Consider the following 18,002-nt stretch of genomic DNA (forward strand, 5'->3'; position numbering starts at 1 on the left):
GCGGCGGGCCCGGACCGGGGGTCGATCCGGGCCCGCCGCCTGCAAGTTAGCCTCGGGACTTGTCGACGGGGAGTGCTACGAAGCGCACCGTCTCGTCGCTCTTGACCCTCAGCAACACCGCTTTTCGGCCTTTCTCGGAGGCAGCGACAACCGCTTCCGCGACATCGCCCGGTGTATTCACCGTCGATCCGGCGACCTCAAGGATCACGTCGCCGGTCTTGAGGCCCTTTTCCGCGGCAGCTCCGTCCGGTGCGACGTCGGTCACGACCACGCCTTCCTCACCGGCACCCATCTCGCTTGCCGGCGCAAGCTCGACGCCGAGGCTTTCGACGATGGCCGTCTTCTCACCGGTCGGCTTGGCGGCGTCCGCACGCTTTTCAGGTTCCGCAAGGCGGCCGAGCGTCACGGAAATGTCCTTTTCCGCACCATCGCGCCAGACCGTGACGTCCACCTTCGAGTCCGGGGCATATTCGGCGATCATCTTGGCCAGCTCGCGCGGGCCTTCCACCTTCTTGCCGTCGACCTTGAGGATCGTGTCGCCGCTCTTGATGCCCGCCTTTTCCGCGGGGCTGTTGTCCTGGGCATCGGCAACGATCGCGCCGCTCGCCTCGGCAAGGCCGACGCTTTCGGCGATATCCTTCGAGACCGGCTGAATGTGTACGCCGAGCCAGCCGCGAACCACCGTGCCGTCGTCCTTCAGGTCAACGACGATGTCTTTGGCGGTCGAAGATGGGATGGCAAATGCAATACCCACATTGCCACCAGACGGCGAGAAGATAGCTGCGTTGACGCCGATCACCTGGCCCTTCACGTTGAAGGCCGGGCCACCGGAGTTACCCCGGTTCACAGGCGCGTCGATCTGGATGAAGTCGTCATAGGGGCCGGCGCCGATGTCTCGGCCGCGTGCCGAGACGATGCCCGCGGTCACCGTGCCGCCGAGGCCGAAGGGGTTGCCGATGGCGACGACCCATTCGCCGACCTGCGGCGCCTCGTCGGCGAATTCGACATATTCGAATTTGCGATCGGCATCCACCTTGAGAAGCGCAAGGTCCGTACGATCGTCCGCGCCGATCAGCCGTGCGTCGAATTCGGTTCCATCATCCATTACCACCGTGAACTCGGAACCGTTGTCGACGACGTGCTGGTTGGTCACCAGGTAGCCGTCGTCGGAAATGAAGAAGCCCGAGCCCTGCGATTGCTGCTCGCGCTGCGGTGTGCGCTTCTGCTGCTGTTCCTCACCGCCGAAACGGCGGAAGAAACGGTAAAGCGGATGGTCCTTCGGCAGATCCTCGAAGCCCGGCATGCCGCCGAAGCCTTCAGGGCCATCGAACGTCATCATGTGCGTGCGCGCTTCGGAGCGGACGCGGACGCTGACGACCGCCGGCTGCACGGCCTTGACGACCTCGGAGAAGTTCGCCGGCGCCGGCGCGTCGACACGAACGGGATCGGCAAGAGCAAGCCCTTGCGGGATCATCGTCTGCGCGCTCATGGCGCCAGCCGCGCCAAGGATCACCGCCCCGGCCAGCAGCGTCTTGCGGCGCTTCTTCAGGCTGTTCGCGGCATTGGAATTGGAAAGTGTCATGGTCCGGTTCTCCAACAGGCGTTTGAATTCGGATCTCTTCCAAGAGGTCAGGTCAGGAAATCTGTTGTCCGATGCAGCTTCGTGGGAGCGAAACCACACCGGACAAACCTGATATGGAGGAGGCCGCCTTACTGCCGCCTGTCGGGCCGATTAAACTTTCGTAATGTGGGCGGGCGCCACCCGGGATCTCAATTTCCCGCTGTGCCAGCTTCCTTCGTCACAACCGCCGCTCCCGCTTCCAATGTCCGGTGAACCGGGCATTTGTCGGCGATTTCCAGAAGCCGTTTGCGTGTATCGGCATCGAGATCGCCTTCGAACGCGATTCGGCGCTCGAACCTGTCGATCTTTCCGTCGCGATCCTGCAGGTCTTCCGCGCAATCGCTGCAGTCCTGCGCATGGACCTTGGCATGACTGATCTCAACGGATACGCGGTCGAGCGGCAGGTTCTTCCTGTCCGCATACATGCGAAGCGTCATGGAGGTGCAGGCGCCGAGCGCTGCCGACAGGAATTCATATGGCGAGGGTCCGGAGGCGAAGCCGCCGACGGAAACGGGCTCATCGGCAAGAAGCCTGTGCGGTCCGGCCTGTACCATCGCCTGGAACTTGCCAAGCCCCGTTTCGCGCACCTCGACCACACCTTCCTCGCCAGCATCGGCAGCGGCGTCTTTCAACTCGATGTAACGTCCGGCCCAGGCCGCGATGACATCCGCGGCGTAGGCCGCATCCTGCTGATTGCTCAAAAGGTGGTCGGCGGTATCGAGCGAAACGAAGCTTTTGGGGTGCTTCGCGGCGACGAAGATCTTGGTCGCGTTTTCGATGCCGACCACATCGTCGAGCGGCGCATGAAGCACGAGAAGCGCCTTCTTCAGATGCGACACGCGCATTTCGACGTCATGTGATCGCAAGTCGTCGATGAACTGCTTCTGGATGCAGAAATCCCGCCCGGCGAGGGACACCTTCGCTTCCCCGTCATTCTCGATTTCGTCGAGCTTGGCGCCGAAATTGTGCGTGACATGGTCGGCTTCCGCCGGAGCGCCGATGGTGGCGACCGCCTTCGCCTCGGGAATGTCGGGCGCGACCGCAAGCATCGCCGCCCCCCCCAGCGAATGGCCAATCAGCAGCTTCGGCGCATCCAGTTTCTCGCGCATGTAATCCGCCGCACGGCGGAGGTCTTCGAGGTTGGAGGTGAAATTCGTCGATCCGAAATCTCCGCCCGAACCGCCAAGCCCCGTGAAATCGAAGCGCAGCACCGCAATGCCACGCCGGGTAAGCGCTTCCGCGATCTTTCGCGCCGCCGCCACATCCTTCGAACAGGTGAAGCAATGTGCAAACAGCGCGTAGGCTTCAACCGCCCCAGTCGGCAGATCGAGCCTTGCGGCCAATTCCGCGCCATGCGCGCCTTCGAAGGTCAGTCTGATGGGCTTCGCGCTCATGGCGTTTCCTCTTACGCTGGCTCTGGGTTTCAAGCGCAGATAAGAACGCCGTTTTGCGATTGCGACGCAACCCCGCTCACCGTTTGGTGAACGGTGCAGGCCCCGCTCAGGAGGCGCCTTCGTCGAGAATGCGTTTCAGTTCGCGTTCTTCGTCCGCGCTCAGCGGCGTCGGCTTCGCCTCCCCGCCGCTATCGCGTTTTCGCCGCTTCCAGGCAAGGAAGATCGCCAGGCCGCCGCCAAGCAGCGCCAACGGCGGCAGGCCCCACAAAAACAGCGTGTGAAGCGCAAGCCGGGGCTTCAGCAGCACGAACTCGCCGTATCGGTCGACAAGATAGTTCAGCACTTGCCTGTCGCTGTCGCCCGCCTTCAGGCGTTCGCGAACCAGTATGCGCAGATCCTTGGCCAAAGGCGCATCCGAATCGTCGATCGACTGGTTCTGGCAGACCATGCAGCGCAATTCCGCGGAAAGCTCGCGCGCGCGCATTTCCAGCTTCGGATCGTCCAGCACCTCATCAGGTTCGACGGCGCGAACGCCGCTCGCGGCGAATACCATAAGCAATGCGCCAAGGAGGAGAGCCGGAACTCGCATTCCCATCTTCTGTCCTAACTATTCGGCAGGCGCGGCCTGTTGACGCGCTCGTTTCGGCGCGCCGACGCGCAGGCGCCGGTCGCTCAACGAAACCGCTCCACCTGCGGCCATGACAAGCGTCCCGAGCCAGATCAGCGTCACCAGCGGCTTGTAATAGGCACGCAAGTCCACTCCGCCATCTTCACGCACTTCGCCGATGGAAACATAGAGCTGGGAGAACCCGAAAGTCGCGATCGCCGATTCCGTCGTCGGCATCCGCCGCGCCGTATAAAGGCGCTTTGTGGGTTCCAGTTCGCTCACTTTGGCCCCGCCCGCATAAACGTCGAAATGGGCAACTTCCTCGGTGAAATTCGCGCCGCGCCTCGGGGCGACGCCCTTGAAGATGAGTTCGTAACCGGAAAGTTCGAAGTTGTCGTCGGGCTGCACGGAGCGGATCGCCTCGGCCTGGAATGCGCTGGTGACAACGATGCCGAGCGCAGTGATGCCAAGTCCCATATGGCCGAGCGCGGTTCCCCAGGCGGAGCGTGGCAGGCCGGCAAGCCGCCGCATGCCGGTGGCGATGCCGACATCGCGAAAGCGCGCGCGCGACAGGATTTCCGAAACCGATCCGGCGATCACCCAAACGGCCAGTCCGACGGCAGGCGCGGCGAGAATGCGCTCTGCGCCCGAAAGCCATGCGGTGACGAGCACCGCAAGGATCGCGATCCCGAAGGCAATCCAAAGTCTCTGTGCTACCGCCAGAAGGTCGCCCCGCTTCCAGGCAAGATATGGTCCGAAAGGAACCGCGATCAAAAGCGGGATCATAAGCGGTCCGAACGTCAGGTTGAAGAACGGCGGACCGACTGAAATCTTGTCGTCGGCAATGGCTTCCAGCGCCAGCGGATAAAGCGTGCCGACGAAGACGGCCGCACAAGCTGCCGTCAACAGCAGATTGTTGAGGACAAGCGCTCCCTCCCGGCTGACTGGCGCGAAAAGTCCACCTTGTTTCAGCATGGGAGCGCGCCAGGCATATAGGGTAAGCGAGCCGCCAATGAAGACGCAGAGGATTGCGAGAATGAACACGCCGCGTGCGGGATCCGTGGCGAATGCATGCACGCTCGTCAGTACGCCCGAGCGCACGAGGAAGGTTCCGAGCAGCGACAGCGAGAAGGTCAGGATCGCAAGCAGGATCGTCCAGATCTTCAGCGCATTGCGCTTTTCCATGACAAGCGCCGAATGCAATAGCGCGGTTCCCGCGAGCCAGGGCATGAACGAGGCGTTTTCGACCGGATCCCAGAACCACCAGCCGCCCCAGCCGAGTTCGTAGTAAGCCCAGTAGGACCCCATGGCGATGCCAAGCGTAAGGAACATCCAGGCAAGCAGCGCCCACGGCCTGACCCAGCGCGCCCAGGCTGCATCGATCCGCCCGAGGATCAGGGCCGCCACCGCGAAGGAGAAGGTGATCGAAAATCCGACGTAGCCGAGGTAGAGCAGCGGCGGATGGATCGCCAGGCCGACGTCCTGAAGGATCGGGTTGAGGTCCTGCCCCTCCGCGGGTGCCGGCTGCAAACGCAGGAACGGGTTCGATGTGATCAGGATGAAAAGCAGGAACGCGGAAGTCACCCAGCCCTGCACGCCCAACGCCGCGGCGCGCAGGGCTTCAGGCATGCTGCGTCCGAAGGCTGCGACGAGGGCGGCGAAGAAGACGAGGATCAGCACCCACAGGAGCATCGATCCTTCGTGGTTTCCCCAAACGCCGGTGATCTTGTAGAGCAGCGGTTTCAGGGAATGGGAGTTTTCATAAACATTCTGGACGGAGAAATCGGAAGCGAGATAGGCACTCGTCAATGCCGCGAAGGATAACCCGACCAGCAGGAACAGCATGCCGGAGACAGGCCCCGCGACCGCCATCAGCCTCGCGTCGCCCTTCAATGCGCCATAAACGGGCACGAACGATTGCACCAGCGACAAAACGAGGGCCAGCACCAGGGCATAGTGCCCGAATTCAACGGTCATCGCCATCATCGCCCGATGTCACTCCCCATTATTGCCCTTCCGGCCGGTTTTCTCAGTTGGCCTTTTTCTCGCCCTGCCAGACGCCCTTGTCCTTCAGCGCCTCCGCCACTTCCTTGGGCATATAGTTCTCGTCGTGCTTGGCAAGCACCTTGTCGGCATGAAACACCCCGTCGGGCTCCATCATGCCTTCCGCGACCACGCCTTGCCCTTCGCGAAAGAGATCCGGTAGAAGTCCAATGTAAATCACAGGCACGCTCGCTTCCGTATCGGTCACACTGAAGCGCACCTCCCCGTGGTCGCCCTTTACGACCGTGCCGTCCTCGACGAGCCCGCCAAGCCTGATGCGGGTTCCCTCAGGTACGGATTTCGCCGCAATATCGGTCGGGCTCTGGAAAAAGACGATCTGATCGTTAAGCGCGAAAAGGATAAGTCCGGCGGCGACCACCAGCACGGTGCCGGCGGAAGCGATCAGGGTCAGTCGTCTTTGTTTGCGCGTCATCGCTTCGCTTTCCGTTCACGTGGGCCTTCCGCCGCTTTCATTTCGAGGCGGCGGCCGCCTTGTTCTTCATTCCGGTTTCGCCGGCGCGTCTCCCGCACTGCCCGCAGGCGCAATATCGAGCGCCTGTCGAACCGCTTCCAGTTTCTCCATCGACGCCGGGTCGCCCTCGAAGGAGGACGCGGCGAACTCATAGGTCTTCGCCGCCTTGTCCTGGCGCCCGAGCACGGAGTACGCGCGGATCAGGCGCACCCATTCTTCGGCGTCTCCGCCCTGGGAGCGCAAGCGCTCGTCAAGGCCCGCCACCATGCCTTCGATCATCTGCGTCCGTTCCGCTTCCGACATCTGACCCGCGGCGGCAACATCGCCCGCCGAGGGGCCGGAGCGGGCAAACTTCTGCGGCAGCTCGCCACCGACCTTTTCAAGTTCGCTCAAAGCTGCCTGGATCCAGGGCTCATTGCCTTGCGCTTCGTCAAGGATCGAACGCCATGCCGCGGCCGCCTCGTCGTTCTTTCCCTCCTGACCGAGCGCCAGCGCCAGAAAGAACCTTGGCTTGACCGCTCTCGCATCGATCTCCACGGCGCGTTCGAAAGCGGCCCGTGCGTCAGCGCTGACGATACCCTGGTTCGCCATGGTCAGCGCCTCGCCGAGGTTTGATTGCCGTTCGACCGTCGGACCGAGAATGCGAATGGCGTTTCTGTAGGCCGTGGCCGCTTCGGCTACCCGGCCCATGCGCATATAGACCGGGGCAAGCACGTCCCAGCCCGTTCCGTCCTGCGGATTGTCGGCAAGGTGGTTTTCCACGCGCGCGACCAGAAGCGGCAGATCCTGCTGCGTGGGCTTTGCCGCAAGGCGCTGCGCGAGCGGCTGGTCCGGCAGGTTCGGCGTTCCCAGTTCGAGGTAAAGCCCGATCGTGGCGAGCGGCACGAATACGATCGCCGCCAGCTGGGCAAGGCGGATGGCCCGGCTTGAGCCTGCCCGGTCTTTCGCATTGTCTTCGGACGCCTTTGCGGCGGCTATCAGACGGCGCGCGATTTCGGCGCGCGCGGCCTCAGCCGACTCATCATCGATGAGACCGCGTTCGAGATCCTTGTCGATTTCGCCGAGTTGCGCGCGATAGACCTGCGCGTCGTGCGATGGCTGCTCGCCATCGCGCGCGCGCTCCCGTGCCATCGGCACGAGAACGGAAAGGGCCGCAATGGCGGTCAGAATGGCAAAGACAATCCAGATGATCATGATCGGCAGAATAGATAGTGTCGCGCTGTTGTTCGCAACAGATCACGACCTGTGACCTGCGGTCGCGGCTATCATCCAGCCGGGACTTTCGCCACCTTCTTTATCGCAGGCTTTTCCGTCGGTCCAGATTTGACCTCCCCGCCTTCGGCGGCAATGCGCCGGCTGCGGCGCAGCAAATCGGCGTATTCCTTGCCGAAATAGCTCTCGCAAAGTTCGATTGCGACATCCGCTGCGGCAATATGAACCGCCCTTTTATCCTCCGTCACCTTCGCCGCATCCGACAGGAGCCTGCGCGTCATGATCTCCAGCGTTTGCTCCACGGTCTGGCGCGTGCGCTTGGTTACTTCGTTGACGGCGAAGCTTTCGGCGGCGCCGCGCATCATCTGCAGGGTTTCAAGGGATCGCAGCGCATCGTCGACGGCCGCCCGGTCGACCGTCGGCTTTCCGCCATCGCCCATTGGCGGAATTTCAAGTGCCCGGCGCACCCGCGGGATGGCGCTTTCAAGATCGCCCTTCACGAGGTCCGAAAACTGCCTTCTCGTCTCCGACAGGCGCTTGTGCCAGGCGCCTCCGCCGGAAAATTCCATATCCCGCTCAAGCTGGCGAACGACCTCGTGATAGCGCGACACGGCCGATGCCATGCCCGTCTCGGCGGAAGGCTTTCTCGCCAGGATGTGCAGTCTTTCGGTTTCGGAAAGCACCATGTCGATGAAAGCGGAATACGCGCTGTCCGCCAGCCGCTTTTCGTCGTTTGTCCCTGCAAGGCCGCAGGCCAGCGTCGCAAGGCTTGCCGGGTTGTCGGTGCGGCTCAAAACGGCGGAAGCGATCAGCGCGGCATGCGCGCCTTTCTCATTCATTGCAGCGCGCACGCGCTTTGCCGTCGGCCCGTCCCCCTTGCATTCCCAGTCGCTCAACCGCTCGGGCAGGGCATCCAGAAAGGGCACGAACCAGGCTTCCCCCTCGAAAGCCTCCACCAGGTCGCTCAGGTCCTGAAACGCCCTGTCCCCTCCCACGATCATGGCCATCTGCCGCCGGAATCTGGGATTTTCGGTCGTGTCTTGCAGGAACTTCCGTATTTCCGGCGTCACCTTGTCGCGGAGCCTTCCTGCGATCGTCGCAGCTTCCGCTTCGCCGGTTTCTTCGCTCAAGATCTTCGCCTGCGCCTCGGTCACGGCATCCGGGGCGAGGTCGCGTTCCACCAGTGTCCAGATTCCGTTGAGGCTGGACCGGTTGATCCTGCCCTTTTGCTTGTGCGGCAGAAGTTCGTCGATAAGAAGCGCCTCGACCGGACGGAAGAACAGCCGCTGCAGCCATTGTGCGCGCGGCTCTCCGCTTACCGCCTCCTTGTCGGAGCGCAGAAGCTCCAGGCAGGCGTCCAGGATCAGTCGAACGGTCTTGTCCTCGTTCCCCTTCGCACAGCTTTGCTCCAGATTACGCACGAGCATGTCCACCGCCCTTGGCGAGAGGGCTTCCAGATAGGTGCGGATCTTGTGAACCAGAACGGATCGTTCGGCCATGCGGGTATGCCCGGTTGCTTCGAGTTCAATCACTGATCGTGGCCGGTGCTGCCGCTCCCGGGCAAATCGCCCGCGCCTGCATCGCGCCGAAGGTGCCATTGTGGCGAGAAAAGCTTAATCAAATCTTCGAAACGAAGGCTAAATTCAGCACGAGAAGGCCCGAAGAAACGGGCGCATCCGATCCGCGATTTCTTCAGAAACGTCAATAACGAATTAAACTATGGGCTGCCAGGCACCGTCTTCTTCGCGGCAGGCCGATCCGCGCACCGCGTCTTCCCGCTCGCCGACCCTGACCACATGCGTATAGTCGCGGCAGACGACGTTGTTGACCTGATAGACGGGACCGGCGATCACATCACCCGAAGCACCTGAAGAGCGGTTCTCCCAGGCGATCGTTTTGCCCGGGGTCTGCGCGCTGAGCGCACGGTATAGCGCGGTCGCCGCGGCCTGGCGGTCGGTATCCGTCAGCGCGCCGCCCGTTTCGGTCTTCACAAGGTCGGCCAGCGCCCTGTCGGCATCGTTCTGGGTGATCGGCTCTTCGCGAAAGGCATTGCCAAGCAATCCGCCGACGACAACGCTGTCGTTGGTGGAGCTTCCCGTTCCTTGCGAGCTCGAACATGCCGCGAGCAAGCTGAGGAGCAAACAGGCAACAACAGGTTTAGTCCGCTTCATTTCACGACCTTGGCTTGATTCCGGCAGGAACCGAAGTGAATTGCATCACATAACGCCGCAAGCGTGCACTCGACTGATTGAGAGACCAGAAATAGAGGCGCAATGCAAGTTTCGCTTCTCACAAGTTTGTGGCTGAACTGCGTCGCTCCGGCGGAGAAGGCTAGGTCACGGACCCATAAATAAGGCTGGAATGGCGCTACAAACGGCAAAGAAATGCAAGGAGAAGCGCGTGGAGCGGGTTTGCCACCCGGTCAAGCGCTTCGACGCAGCAGGTCAAAGCCGTTTTCGCGTCCTTTCAGGATATGGCGGATTTGCCCGGCAACGTCGTTGCAACCCTTTGAAAACCAGACGGTTTCCTGCAGGCTTGCGCCTCGTATGCGAACAAATCCGCGCATACCATTTCAACCTTATTTATGGGTCCGTGACCTAGGCCGCAGCGAGGATTTGACGATTTGCAGCGCCGTCATGCAAATGCGCCATGTTTAGGAGGGAGGAGGAAGGACATGCCACGCATATTCGGCGCCGAGCGACAACAAGATGGCGCATTTTCCCGGCGGCCCGAACGGGTTGGGCCAAAATCACCCCTTGCCCTTCGGGCGTTCGGCTCGCGAAACGTCCATTGGACGTTTCGTCGGGCAAGCCCGATAAACGAGACCTCACCGGCGCAAATGCACGAAAGTGCGCGGCACTTCCTTGCGCTATGCTTCTGTTCAGGTGCGATTTTGGCCTCCGACGCCGCTAAACGTTAGATCCTCACTGCGGCCTGGGCCATCGGCAAAATCAGCCGTGCGGACAGTCCGCCGAGTTCCGAAACGTCAAGTTCAAGCGCCCCGCCGTAGATTCGCGCGATATCGGCCACGATCGAAAGGCCAAGTCCGGTGCCCGGCACCGTCTCGTCGAGCCTGCGTCCCCTTTTGACGGCTTCCTTGCGCTGCTCCGCGGTCAGTCCCGGCCCGTCGTCGGAAACCTCGATTTCCACGCGCTCACGGCCCTCGCCCGCCGCCGGAGCGGGCTTGACGGTCACGCATACGCGCGAATTCGACCATTTGCAGGCGTTATCCAGAAGATTGCCAATCAGTTCTTCAAGGTCCTGCTGCTCGCCTCGAAACCGAATCCCCTTCGGCACTTCGAAGTCGATATCAAGGTCCTTGTCCGCGTGGATCTTGGACATCGCCCTTGCAAGGCGCGCAACCACCGGCTCGATTTCCGCGGAAACACCGATCACGCGGCGCTGTGCCGCCATGCGCGCGCGTTCCAGGTGATGCTCCACCTGCGTGCGCATGATGGCGGCCTGTTCGGCCATCTTGGCGGCGAAAGGGCCGTCTGTCCCACGCGCTTCGTTGGTGATCACGCTCAGCGGCGTCTTCAGCGCGTGGGCGAGATTGCCGACATGCGTGCGCGCGCGCTCCACGATTTCCCGGTTGGACCGGATGAGATCGTTGAGCTCGATCGCGAGCGGAGCCAGTTCCTTGGGAAGGTCTTCTTCAACGGATTCGGCATCGCCGTTTCTGACATTGGCAAGCGACTGCCTGAGATCGCGCAATGGCCTCAAACCGACACGCACCTGCAGGAAAATCGCACCGACAAGCCCGAGCCCGAGGACTGTCAGCGTCAGCGCGACTTGCCCTGCGAATTCGGCGGTCTGTTCGCGCAGCTCCTTCGTCGCACCCGCCACGGCGATCCGGTAGACCTCTTCGTCATTGAAGGTGATGCGCCGCTGCAGGATGCGGATTTCCTCGCCGTCCGGCCCGCTGGTCACGCTCGTCGTTTCGCCGCTTGCCGGCAGCGCCGGCAGGTCGAGCGCATCGCCGAACAGCGAGAGCGAGGCGAAGACGACCGCGCCTTGCCTGTCGTCCACGATCGTCCAGTACCAGCCGGAAACGGGCAGATCGAAGCGCGGTTCCCCCAGGTTGTCGGGCCTCGTCGGCTTTCCCGGCTCACCGCCCGCCATATCGCCGATGATCGCTTTCACATAAACATCGAGCCGCTCGTCGAAGGCGCTCTCGCTTGCCTGCCGGTAAAGGGTCACGAGAATGAAGCCGGCAACGGCGATCGCAACCACAGACCAGATCGTCGCCACCGCGATCAGCCTGCCCGATAGCGAGCGTTGCCGAGGCTTCGCCTTGCCCGCCTCTTCAGCGGCGGACGATATCGTTTCCTCAGTCATTTTCGCTGCCGAGCCGGTATCCGAGCCCGCGCACCGTTTCGATCAGCTCACCGCCGAGCTTCTTCCTCAGACGGCCCACGAAAACCTCGATCGTATTGGAATCCCGGTCGAAATCCTGGTCGTATAGATGCTCGATCAGCTCGGTGCGGGACACCACGCGCCCCTTCTGGTGCATGAGATAGGAAATCAGCCGGTATTCATGCGACGTCAGCTTGACCGACGCTCCATCCTTGGTCAGCTTGCCCGCCTTGATGTCCAGGCGCAGCGGCCCGCAGATGATTTCGTTCGAGGCATGGCCCGCGGCCCGGCGCACCAGCGCGCGCACCCGCGCCAGCACCTCCTCCATGTGGAATGGTTTTGCGACATAGTCGTCCGCGCCTGCGTCGATGCCGGCCACCTTGTCGGACCATCTGTCGCGCGCGGTCAGGATCAGGACGGGCATCGTCTTGCCGTCGCGGCGCCAGTTCTCCAGCACGCTCAGGCCGTCGAGCACGGGAAGCCCGAGATCGAGGATCACGGCATCATAGGGTTCCGTATCGCCGAGGAAGTGCCCTTCTTCTCCATCCTCGGCGTGATCGACCACATAGCCCGCCTCGGTCAGCGCCTCGCAAAGCTGGCGGTTGAGATCGAGATCGTCTTCGACAACGAGAATACGCATGAATTCTTCCGTTCAGGGGCCCGATTATCGCAGCGCCTGGCCGCTCTTGGCGTCGACGACGCGCTTGGTGACCTTTCCGCCGGAAAGCACGGATAGCACATAGACCAGACGTCCGCCCTGCTCGCAAAGGTCGGCCCGCACGATTTCGCCGCCCACGGATCGCGAAACCGCGCCAAGCGGGCGCGCCTGCCCGCTCGCCACCGCCTGCCGCGCCTGGGACTGGTTGAGGCACGCTGCCCACGCCGTCTCGCCCGCGGAAACGACGGCGATAAACCCGGCAAGAAGGCCTGCGATGAGTTTCGGATATCTCTTCATGGGGCGCGATCCTGCAACACGTTGCATGAATAGCACATGAACACATCGGCAATCGCAACGACAGTTCGTTCGGATATCAGGCGATTTCCCTACACCCGAAGCTCCGCCCCACCGGGTAGCCCGCGCCCGATCGCGCCCGATATCTGGTAAATACGGATGTTGAACACCGATTGGGGGACCCCGAATATCAAAAGTTCCTCCTCCGGTTCCAGGCGCAATTCGGACCGCTCGGTCTCCATGGTCGCCAGAACCTCGCCCGCTGCGGACATGAGGTCGATTTCGTAGGCCTCGCGTTCCTCGCCGAGCGGGACGTCGGTGCCGATCCAGCCGTCGCCGCCGATGCGCGTTCGCCGGATCCAGCGAAACACCACCTTGCCGTCCGTATCGCGATAGGCCGCGATATGCACCGGATCCAGCGGCAGAACGCCTCGTCCCGACGCCGCGTGATCGAGCATAACGGCCGCCGCCCCGTCGAGCGGCTGACCCTCCGGCACGATCCGGTAGCTTTCTTCCAGCCCCAGTCGGTCAAGCGACAGCGGCAGGGTAATGAAAGCATCATCGAGCAGCACCACGCGTGCGCCCTCAGGCAATCCTTCCATTGCTCCCGCTTCCGTGCCCAGTTGACCGCGCAGGAGCAGGCTCAGACGGTAGCGCCTCTCGCCAATCAGTTCGGCGGTCTGAAACTGGAATATCTCGATCTCGCCACTTTCGGGGATCGCCACCAGCGTGTTCGCACCGCCAAGCACGTCGATATCGGGCCGTGAGGAAAGGATCCCGCCGTAAAGCTCCATCTCGACCTGCGAGACATTGTCCCAGCGTCCCGTCGGTCCGGGGCTTAAGTCCGTCGCGAGCTCGCCCATGGTCGCGGGCCGCTCGATTCGTCCGGCAGGCGCAAGCCCCCCGGTATTGGCGCCGCGGTAGACGGCGAGACCACCAGGCCATGGCGAAGCGAACGCCGCAATACGCGGTGCGTGGTCATCCTGCCCGCCCGGGAGCGCCGGCAGATCGACGATAATCACCTCCGCCGGGCCGGATCGCGCAAGCGTCACACGACCCTGCCCCCCGAATTCGCGCGTTTCATGGGTGATCACCGGTGGTGCGCTCACGCTCCTTGCCGTGACAAGACGCACTGGCCCATCCTCGATCGCTTCCACACGCAGCGTGAATCTACGGGCGATTCCCGCTCCTTGAGAGGGCATAAGGTCCAGGATATCGCCCGGTTCGACGTCCAGGCGATGGGGCGAAAGCGCAAAGCGGATTTCCTCCCGCTCCGCCCATTGGCGCACGAGCGCCTGTTCGGCATGGCGGCCAAGTGTTTCGGCATCGCTGACTGCGCCCGTATCCGTCTCCACCACACGGCGGCCTTCGCCCTCAATGCGGCGCGAGGCCGCGACGAAACGCCTGTGATCGCGCAAGGCGTCGCGGGCGGCAAAACGGATTTCCGATGCAAGGTCGCTGGAGTGATTTCGCAGGATCGCGACCGTTGGCTCGTCCTGTCCGGCATCGGCAAGGTCGTCCTCGCCGATTTCCGAAACCGGGGGGCGCCATGCCGGGACGAGCGTGACGCTCTGGCCAAGATCCGCGCCAACCGCGCCGAATGCCGCGCTGAGCGGTTCGATCACGCGCCGGGGCGATGCCGGTCCCGCAACCGCGATCCCGTCCACAATTCCCCCGACGTTTTCGGCTTCCAGAACATCGTCCGGCACACCGAGATCAAGCGCGATGGTTTCCGCAAGACCCTTCAGCGATACAGAGCCGAGCCTGCCGTTCAGCCAGTGGCCCGCACGCCAGTTCGCCCCGTCCGCCCAGACGTCGCCGCTTGCCGGGAACACCGGAAAGGGCCGTGCGTCCCATGACCAGACATGGATATTGGCGGCATCGACCATGGGCCCGCCATAGACCGACGACACGGGATTGTCGCCCATCGCGAAGTCCGGGTGGCCGTTGCTCCACCAGCTTAATTGCGCTTCCAGCGCACGGCGCTGCAAAAGGTCGTCGCGCGCGCCGGTGGAAAAATACGGCAGTGCGCTTTCGGCCGATTTCGGGTCGGGAAAGACGTTCGGCTGGTTCGCGCCCTTGTCGACGGCGGGAAAGCCAAGCTCGGTGAACCAGATCGGCTTTGCCTGCGGGACCCAGTCCGTCGGCATCGCATGTTCCAGACCGCCCGTGCGCTCGTAGTGGGCATTCGCCCACCAGCCGGCGAGGTCCTTCGCCCTGTAGACGAAAGGCTTGCCGTAGGCTCCATCCGTGATCGGCGTCCTGATGCCCGCCTTCCGGTCTGTATCGTTTGCGTAAAACCAGTCGAAATACTCGCCGCCCGCGATGTGTCCGCGCAGCGCTTCGAGGTCGTAAGAATCGAAGTTGCCGTCCGGATCGCCGCCGTCGCGCTGGTCGGCGATCGGAAGGTAGTTGTCGATGCCGACAATATCGATCGCCGGCTCCGCCCACAGCGGATCGAGCGGAAAACGCAGGTCGCCGGGCACCGGCGTATGGCTGGCGTATTCGCTCCAGTCGGCGGCATAGGTAATCTTCGTATCCGCTCCCACGACGGAGCGCACGTCGCCCGCGAGCGTTCGAAGCGCATCCACGAAGGGGTAGCCGCCCAGATCGTCACTTAGCTGCGTCAGCCCGCGCATTTCCGAGCCGATCAGCATGGCATCGACGCCGCCCGCGGCCTGTCCCAGATGCGCGCAATGGAGAATGAAACGGCGATAGCTCCACTCCACCGGCCCCGAATAGCCGACGCCCGACGCCTGCACGAGAAAATCACCGGGCGATGCATTACCGGCGAATGCCGCGATTTCATTCACGGCCACCGCCTGCCCATCCGCCCCCGTGATCCTGCCCCGCCAGGGGTAGGCGGCCTGTTCCTGCCCGCCATAGGGGTCTGGAAGGCCGTTGCCGGGCGCGATGTCCATCAGCACGAAGGGATAGAGAACGACGCGAAGCCCCCGCCCTTTCAGCTCCTTTATCGCGGCGATGACGGATGCGTCCGACGGCGTACCGCCATAGGCCGGGCGTCCGTCCTGCTGGCTCACGACTTCGGCCTGCGCCCGCCCGGTGCCGCTGACGGCCCAACTCGCGCCGCGCGTGGTCTTGACCGCGCTTTCCGTCTTCGGGCGGATGGTGCATTGCCCGGCGCGCAGATCGTCACCGAACCACGCCACCACCAGCGCCACGCTTTCAAGGTTCGGGCAAAGCGCCGTCAACTCGTCCAGCGAGGCGAGGAAATTGCTGTCCGCATGCAGGATATGCCGGTTTTCCGTCTCGCTTACCCCGCGCCGGGGCGTACGCGTCACCTCCCCCGGCTCATAGACGAATTCGCCCGCGCCGGGAATGAGGCTCACCGCACGCACCATCGGCTCCAGCGGCTCGACGGCGCGGATCACCTCGAAGGAAAGCTGCGGCAGGCGGTTGCCGAAGGGCTCCAGCGGCAACCGTTCGAACACCACATAGGCCGTGTGGCGGTAGGCCGGCGTTTCGCCCTGCTTCGCAGCAATCAGCGGATCGGCGGGCTGGTCCCCCGTGCCGAGGTAGACGCGATACGTCAGGTTCGAAAGATCGAGCGGCTTTCCGTCTGCCCACACCCGGCCGATGTGGCTTACCAGGCCTTGCGCGAGCGCGACGGCGAAATTCGCGAAATAGCGGTAACTCCTCACTTTCGCCCCGCCGCCACCGCCCTTGCCGCCCTGGCGTTCCTCGCTCACCTCTTCCTCGAAGCGCGTCGCCCAGATCACCTGGCCCGCAAGGCGCACGCGCCCGTAGACGAGCGGGATCGAAGCGCCTTCGCTCGACGCCTGCACGTCGAGATCGGCCAGCCTGCGGCCCTCGATCGTTCGGCTTTCGCCGAAAAGCGCGCTGTCGATCGCGCTTCCTGCGACAGCGCCCGCAGCCTGGCCCAAAACCGCACCGAGGGAACCGCCGAAGGCCGCGCCCAGCGCCTGACCCGCGGCTGTCAGAACGAGCGTTGCCATTAAAACACCCCCGGAAAGGAAAATGCCGCCGCGATCCGTCTGCGCCAGGCGGGCACGAGCGGGCTTTCGACGACGGATACGCCCTCATAGGCGTGGATGATGGTTTCAGGCGTGGCGAGGATCGCCGCGTGTTTCGCGGGCCCGCCTGCACGCCAGCGGAAGAGAAGCACGTCGCCGGGCATCGCTTGCCGCACATCGACCTCGCGCATGTGCCGCCTTGCCGCTTCGAGGAAGGTTTCTCGTCCCCCCGCTTCCGCCCAGTCCGCGCCATAGGGCGGCATTGCTTCAGGTTCGCGCCCGTAAAGCTCGCGCCAGAGCCCGCGGATAAGGCCGAGGCAATCGGCGCCCGCCCCCTTGCAGCTTGCCTGGTGGCGATAGGGCGTGCCGATCCAGTCGCGCGCCAGCGCGACGATCCGCTCTCGTTCGGTCATCGGAACTCCGATCGATTGTTTCGGATGAAAAATTCGCTCAGGAAACGACGGGGCCGCCGTCGTTCTCGCCCGTGTCGCGGCCCGGATAGGCGAGCGCGAAGTCGTTTCCGGGCATATGCGGAAAGCCCTGAAAGTTGAGTCCGTTGCCGAATTTTTCTCGACAAGTGCCGTAGCGTTTGTCGCATCCCGCTTGCAGCCGCACCGCCGTTCCGCTTGCCGGGGCCTCCGCGAACGGTAGGAGAAGATCGACCGTCCGTTCGCTTCCCTCCACACGGTCGCCCACGATCTCGACAGACCTTCCCGCCAGCGCCCCGTCGAGAAGCGTCAGCCGGCCGCCGGAAAACCAGCTCGGCCCGTATCCGCCAAGGCCTGAAACCCTGACGCGTCCCGCCTCGCTGCCGTCCGCCACGGTTCCATCGCCGCTATAGGCCGGATCGCTCACGTCCACCATGCAGCGATCATCGCCCAGATCCGCATCGCAGAGACGGGAGAAGACGCGCCCTCTTGCCTGATCGAGGTGATGGGCGAGCGAGCGAAGCTCCGCCTGAAACGTCGCACCCGTCCGGCGCACTTCGCCGATCTCGGCCTTCCTCAGGAGCAGCGAATGTTCGGGCGCCCTCCAGTCGACGCGTGTCACCTCGACGCTCGCCCCGTCCCAGAGCCCGGCGTCGAGATCTTCCGCCGATATCGCGTCTGAAGACAGAAACCCCGTCGCTTCAGCGCTGCCTGCGGCAAAGCCCGGCCCTGACGTGGCGGCTCCCGTCTCCAGCCCCTGCCCCGGCTCGTGGCTCACTCCGCCGAGAAGCAGCGCCCTGTCGTGATCGGTGAAGCCGAAAACGGCTCCATCCTTGCGCGTCACGGTCCAGCAAGTGGCAAGCGTCGTCGTCTCGCCGGCAAGCCTTGCGGCAAGACCTTCGGGAATTGTCTTCATGGAAAC

Annotated in this window: 14 protein-coding genes; all 14 read right to left on the reverse strand. The window is 63.4% G+C overall.

Going from position 1 to position 18,002, the window contains the following annotated elements; all coding sequences use genetic code 11:
- Positions 1 to 46 precede the first annotated feature (46 nt).
- Entirely contained in the window at positions 47 to 1,582 is a 1,536-nt protein-coding gene (locus GR183_RS12290; protein WP_160775947.1) for a Do family serine endopeptidase, read from the reverse strand.
- Between the two features lie 188 nt (positions 1,583 to 1,770).
- The gene (locus GR183_RS12295; protein WP_160775948.1) at positions 1,771 to 3,015 is read right to left on the reverse strand and encodes a bifunctional alpha/beta hydrolase/OsmC family protein; all 1,245 of its coding nucleotides are present in this window, start codon (positions 3,013 to 3,015) and stop codon (positions 1,771 to 1,773) included.
- 106 nt (positions 3,016 to 3,121) lie between these two features.
- Complete coding sequence (locus tag GR183_RS12300) at positions 3,122 to 3,604, reverse strand: cytochrome c-type biogenesis protein (RefSeq protein WP_376765769.1); 483 nt, start codon at positions 3,602 to 3,604, stop codon at positions 3,122 to 3,124.
- An 18-nt stretch (positions 3,605 to 3,622) separates the two neighbouring features.
- Positions 3,623 to 5,599: a heme lyase CcmF/NrfE family subunit gene (locus GR183_RS12305; protein WP_160775950.1), complete on the reverse strand. Its 1,977-nt coding sequence runs from the start codon at positions 5,597 to 5,599 to the stop codon at positions 3,623 to 3,625.
- Between the two features lie 52 nt (positions 5,600 to 5,651).
- On the reverse strand, positions 5,652 to 6,098 hold the full coding sequence (ccmE, locus tag GR183_RS12310) for a cytochrome c maturation protein CcmE (protein WP_160775951.1): 447 nt from the start codon (positions 6,096 to 6,098) through the stop codon (positions 5,652 to 5,654).
- Positions 6,099 to 6,164: 66 nt separating this feature from the next.
- Positions 6,165 to 7,331 (reverse strand): c-type cytochrome biogenesis protein CcmI, encoded by a 1,167-nt coding sequence (gene ccmI, locus GR183_RS12315; protein WP_160775952.1) that lies wholly within the window; start codon positions 7,329 to 7,331, stop codon positions 6,165 to 6,167.
- Positions 7,332 to 7,402: 71 nt separating this feature from the next.
- Positions 7,403 to 8,848 (reverse strand): hypothetical protein, encoded by a 1,446-nt coding sequence (locus GR183_RS12320; protein ID WP_160775953.1) that lies wholly within the window; start codon positions 8,846 to 8,848, stop codon positions 7,403 to 7,405.
- A 213-nt stretch (positions 8,849 to 9,061) separates the two neighbouring features.
- Positions 9,062 to 9,520: an RT0821/Lpp0805 family surface protein gene (locus GR183_RS12325; protein ID WP_160775954.1), complete on the reverse strand. Its 459-nt coding sequence runs from the start codon at positions 9,518 to 9,520 to the stop codon at positions 9,062 to 9,064.
- Between the two features lie 745 nt (positions 9,521 to 10,265).
- The gene (locus GR183_RS12330) at positions 10,266 to 11,687 is read right to left on the reverse strand and encodes a sensor histidine kinase (protein WP_160775955.1); all 1,422 of its coding nucleotides are present in this window, start codon (positions 11,685 to 11,687) and stop codon (positions 10,266 to 10,268) included.
- Positions 11,680 to 12,345, reverse strand: a complete 666-nt coding sequence (locus tag GR183_RS12335; protein WP_160775956.1) for a response regulator transcription factor — start codon at positions 12,343 to 12,345, stop codon at positions 11,680 to 11,682. The genes GR183_RS12330 and GR183_RS12335 overlap by 8 nt, the downstream gene beginning before the upstream one ends.
- A gap of 24 nt (positions 12,346 to 12,369) precedes the next feature.
- Positions 12,370 to 12,660, reverse strand: coding sequence for a PepSY domain-containing protein (locus tag GR183_RS12340; protein WP_208999844.1), 291 nt, complete (start codon positions 12,658 to 12,660; stop codon positions 12,370 to 12,372).
- An 89-nt stretch (positions 12,661 to 12,749) separates the two neighbouring features.
- Positions 12,750 to 16,634 carry a baseplate multidomain protein megatron gene (locus GR183_RS12345; RefSeq protein WP_160775957.1) on the reverse strand — a complete coding sequence of 1,295 codons (3,885 nt, stop codon included), beginning with the start codon at positions 16,632 to 16,634 and terminating at the stop codon, positions 12,750 to 12,752.
- Positions 16,634 to 17,065, reverse strand: a complete 432-nt coding sequence (locus GR183_RS12350) for an NlpC/P60 family protein (protein ID WP_160775958.1) — start codon at positions 17,063 to 17,065, stop codon at positions 16,634 to 16,636. Before GR183_RS12350 ends, GR183_RS12345 begins: the two co-directional genes overlap by 1 nt.
- Before the next feature lie 37 nt (positions 17,066 to 17,102).
- A complete protein-coding gene (locus tag GR183_RS12355) occupies positions 17,103 to 17,996 on the reverse strand; it encodes a phage/gene transfer agent baseplate hub protein (protein WP_160775959.1) in 894 nt (297 codons plus the stop codon).
- Between the last annotated feature and the right edge of the window lie 6 nt (positions 17,997 to 18,002).

The organism is Stappia sediminis (genome assembly GCF_009826895.1).
Classification (GTDB): Bacteria; Pseudomonadota; Alphaproteobacteria; order Rhizobiales; family Stappiaceae; genus Hongsoonwoonella; species Hongsoonwoonella sediminis.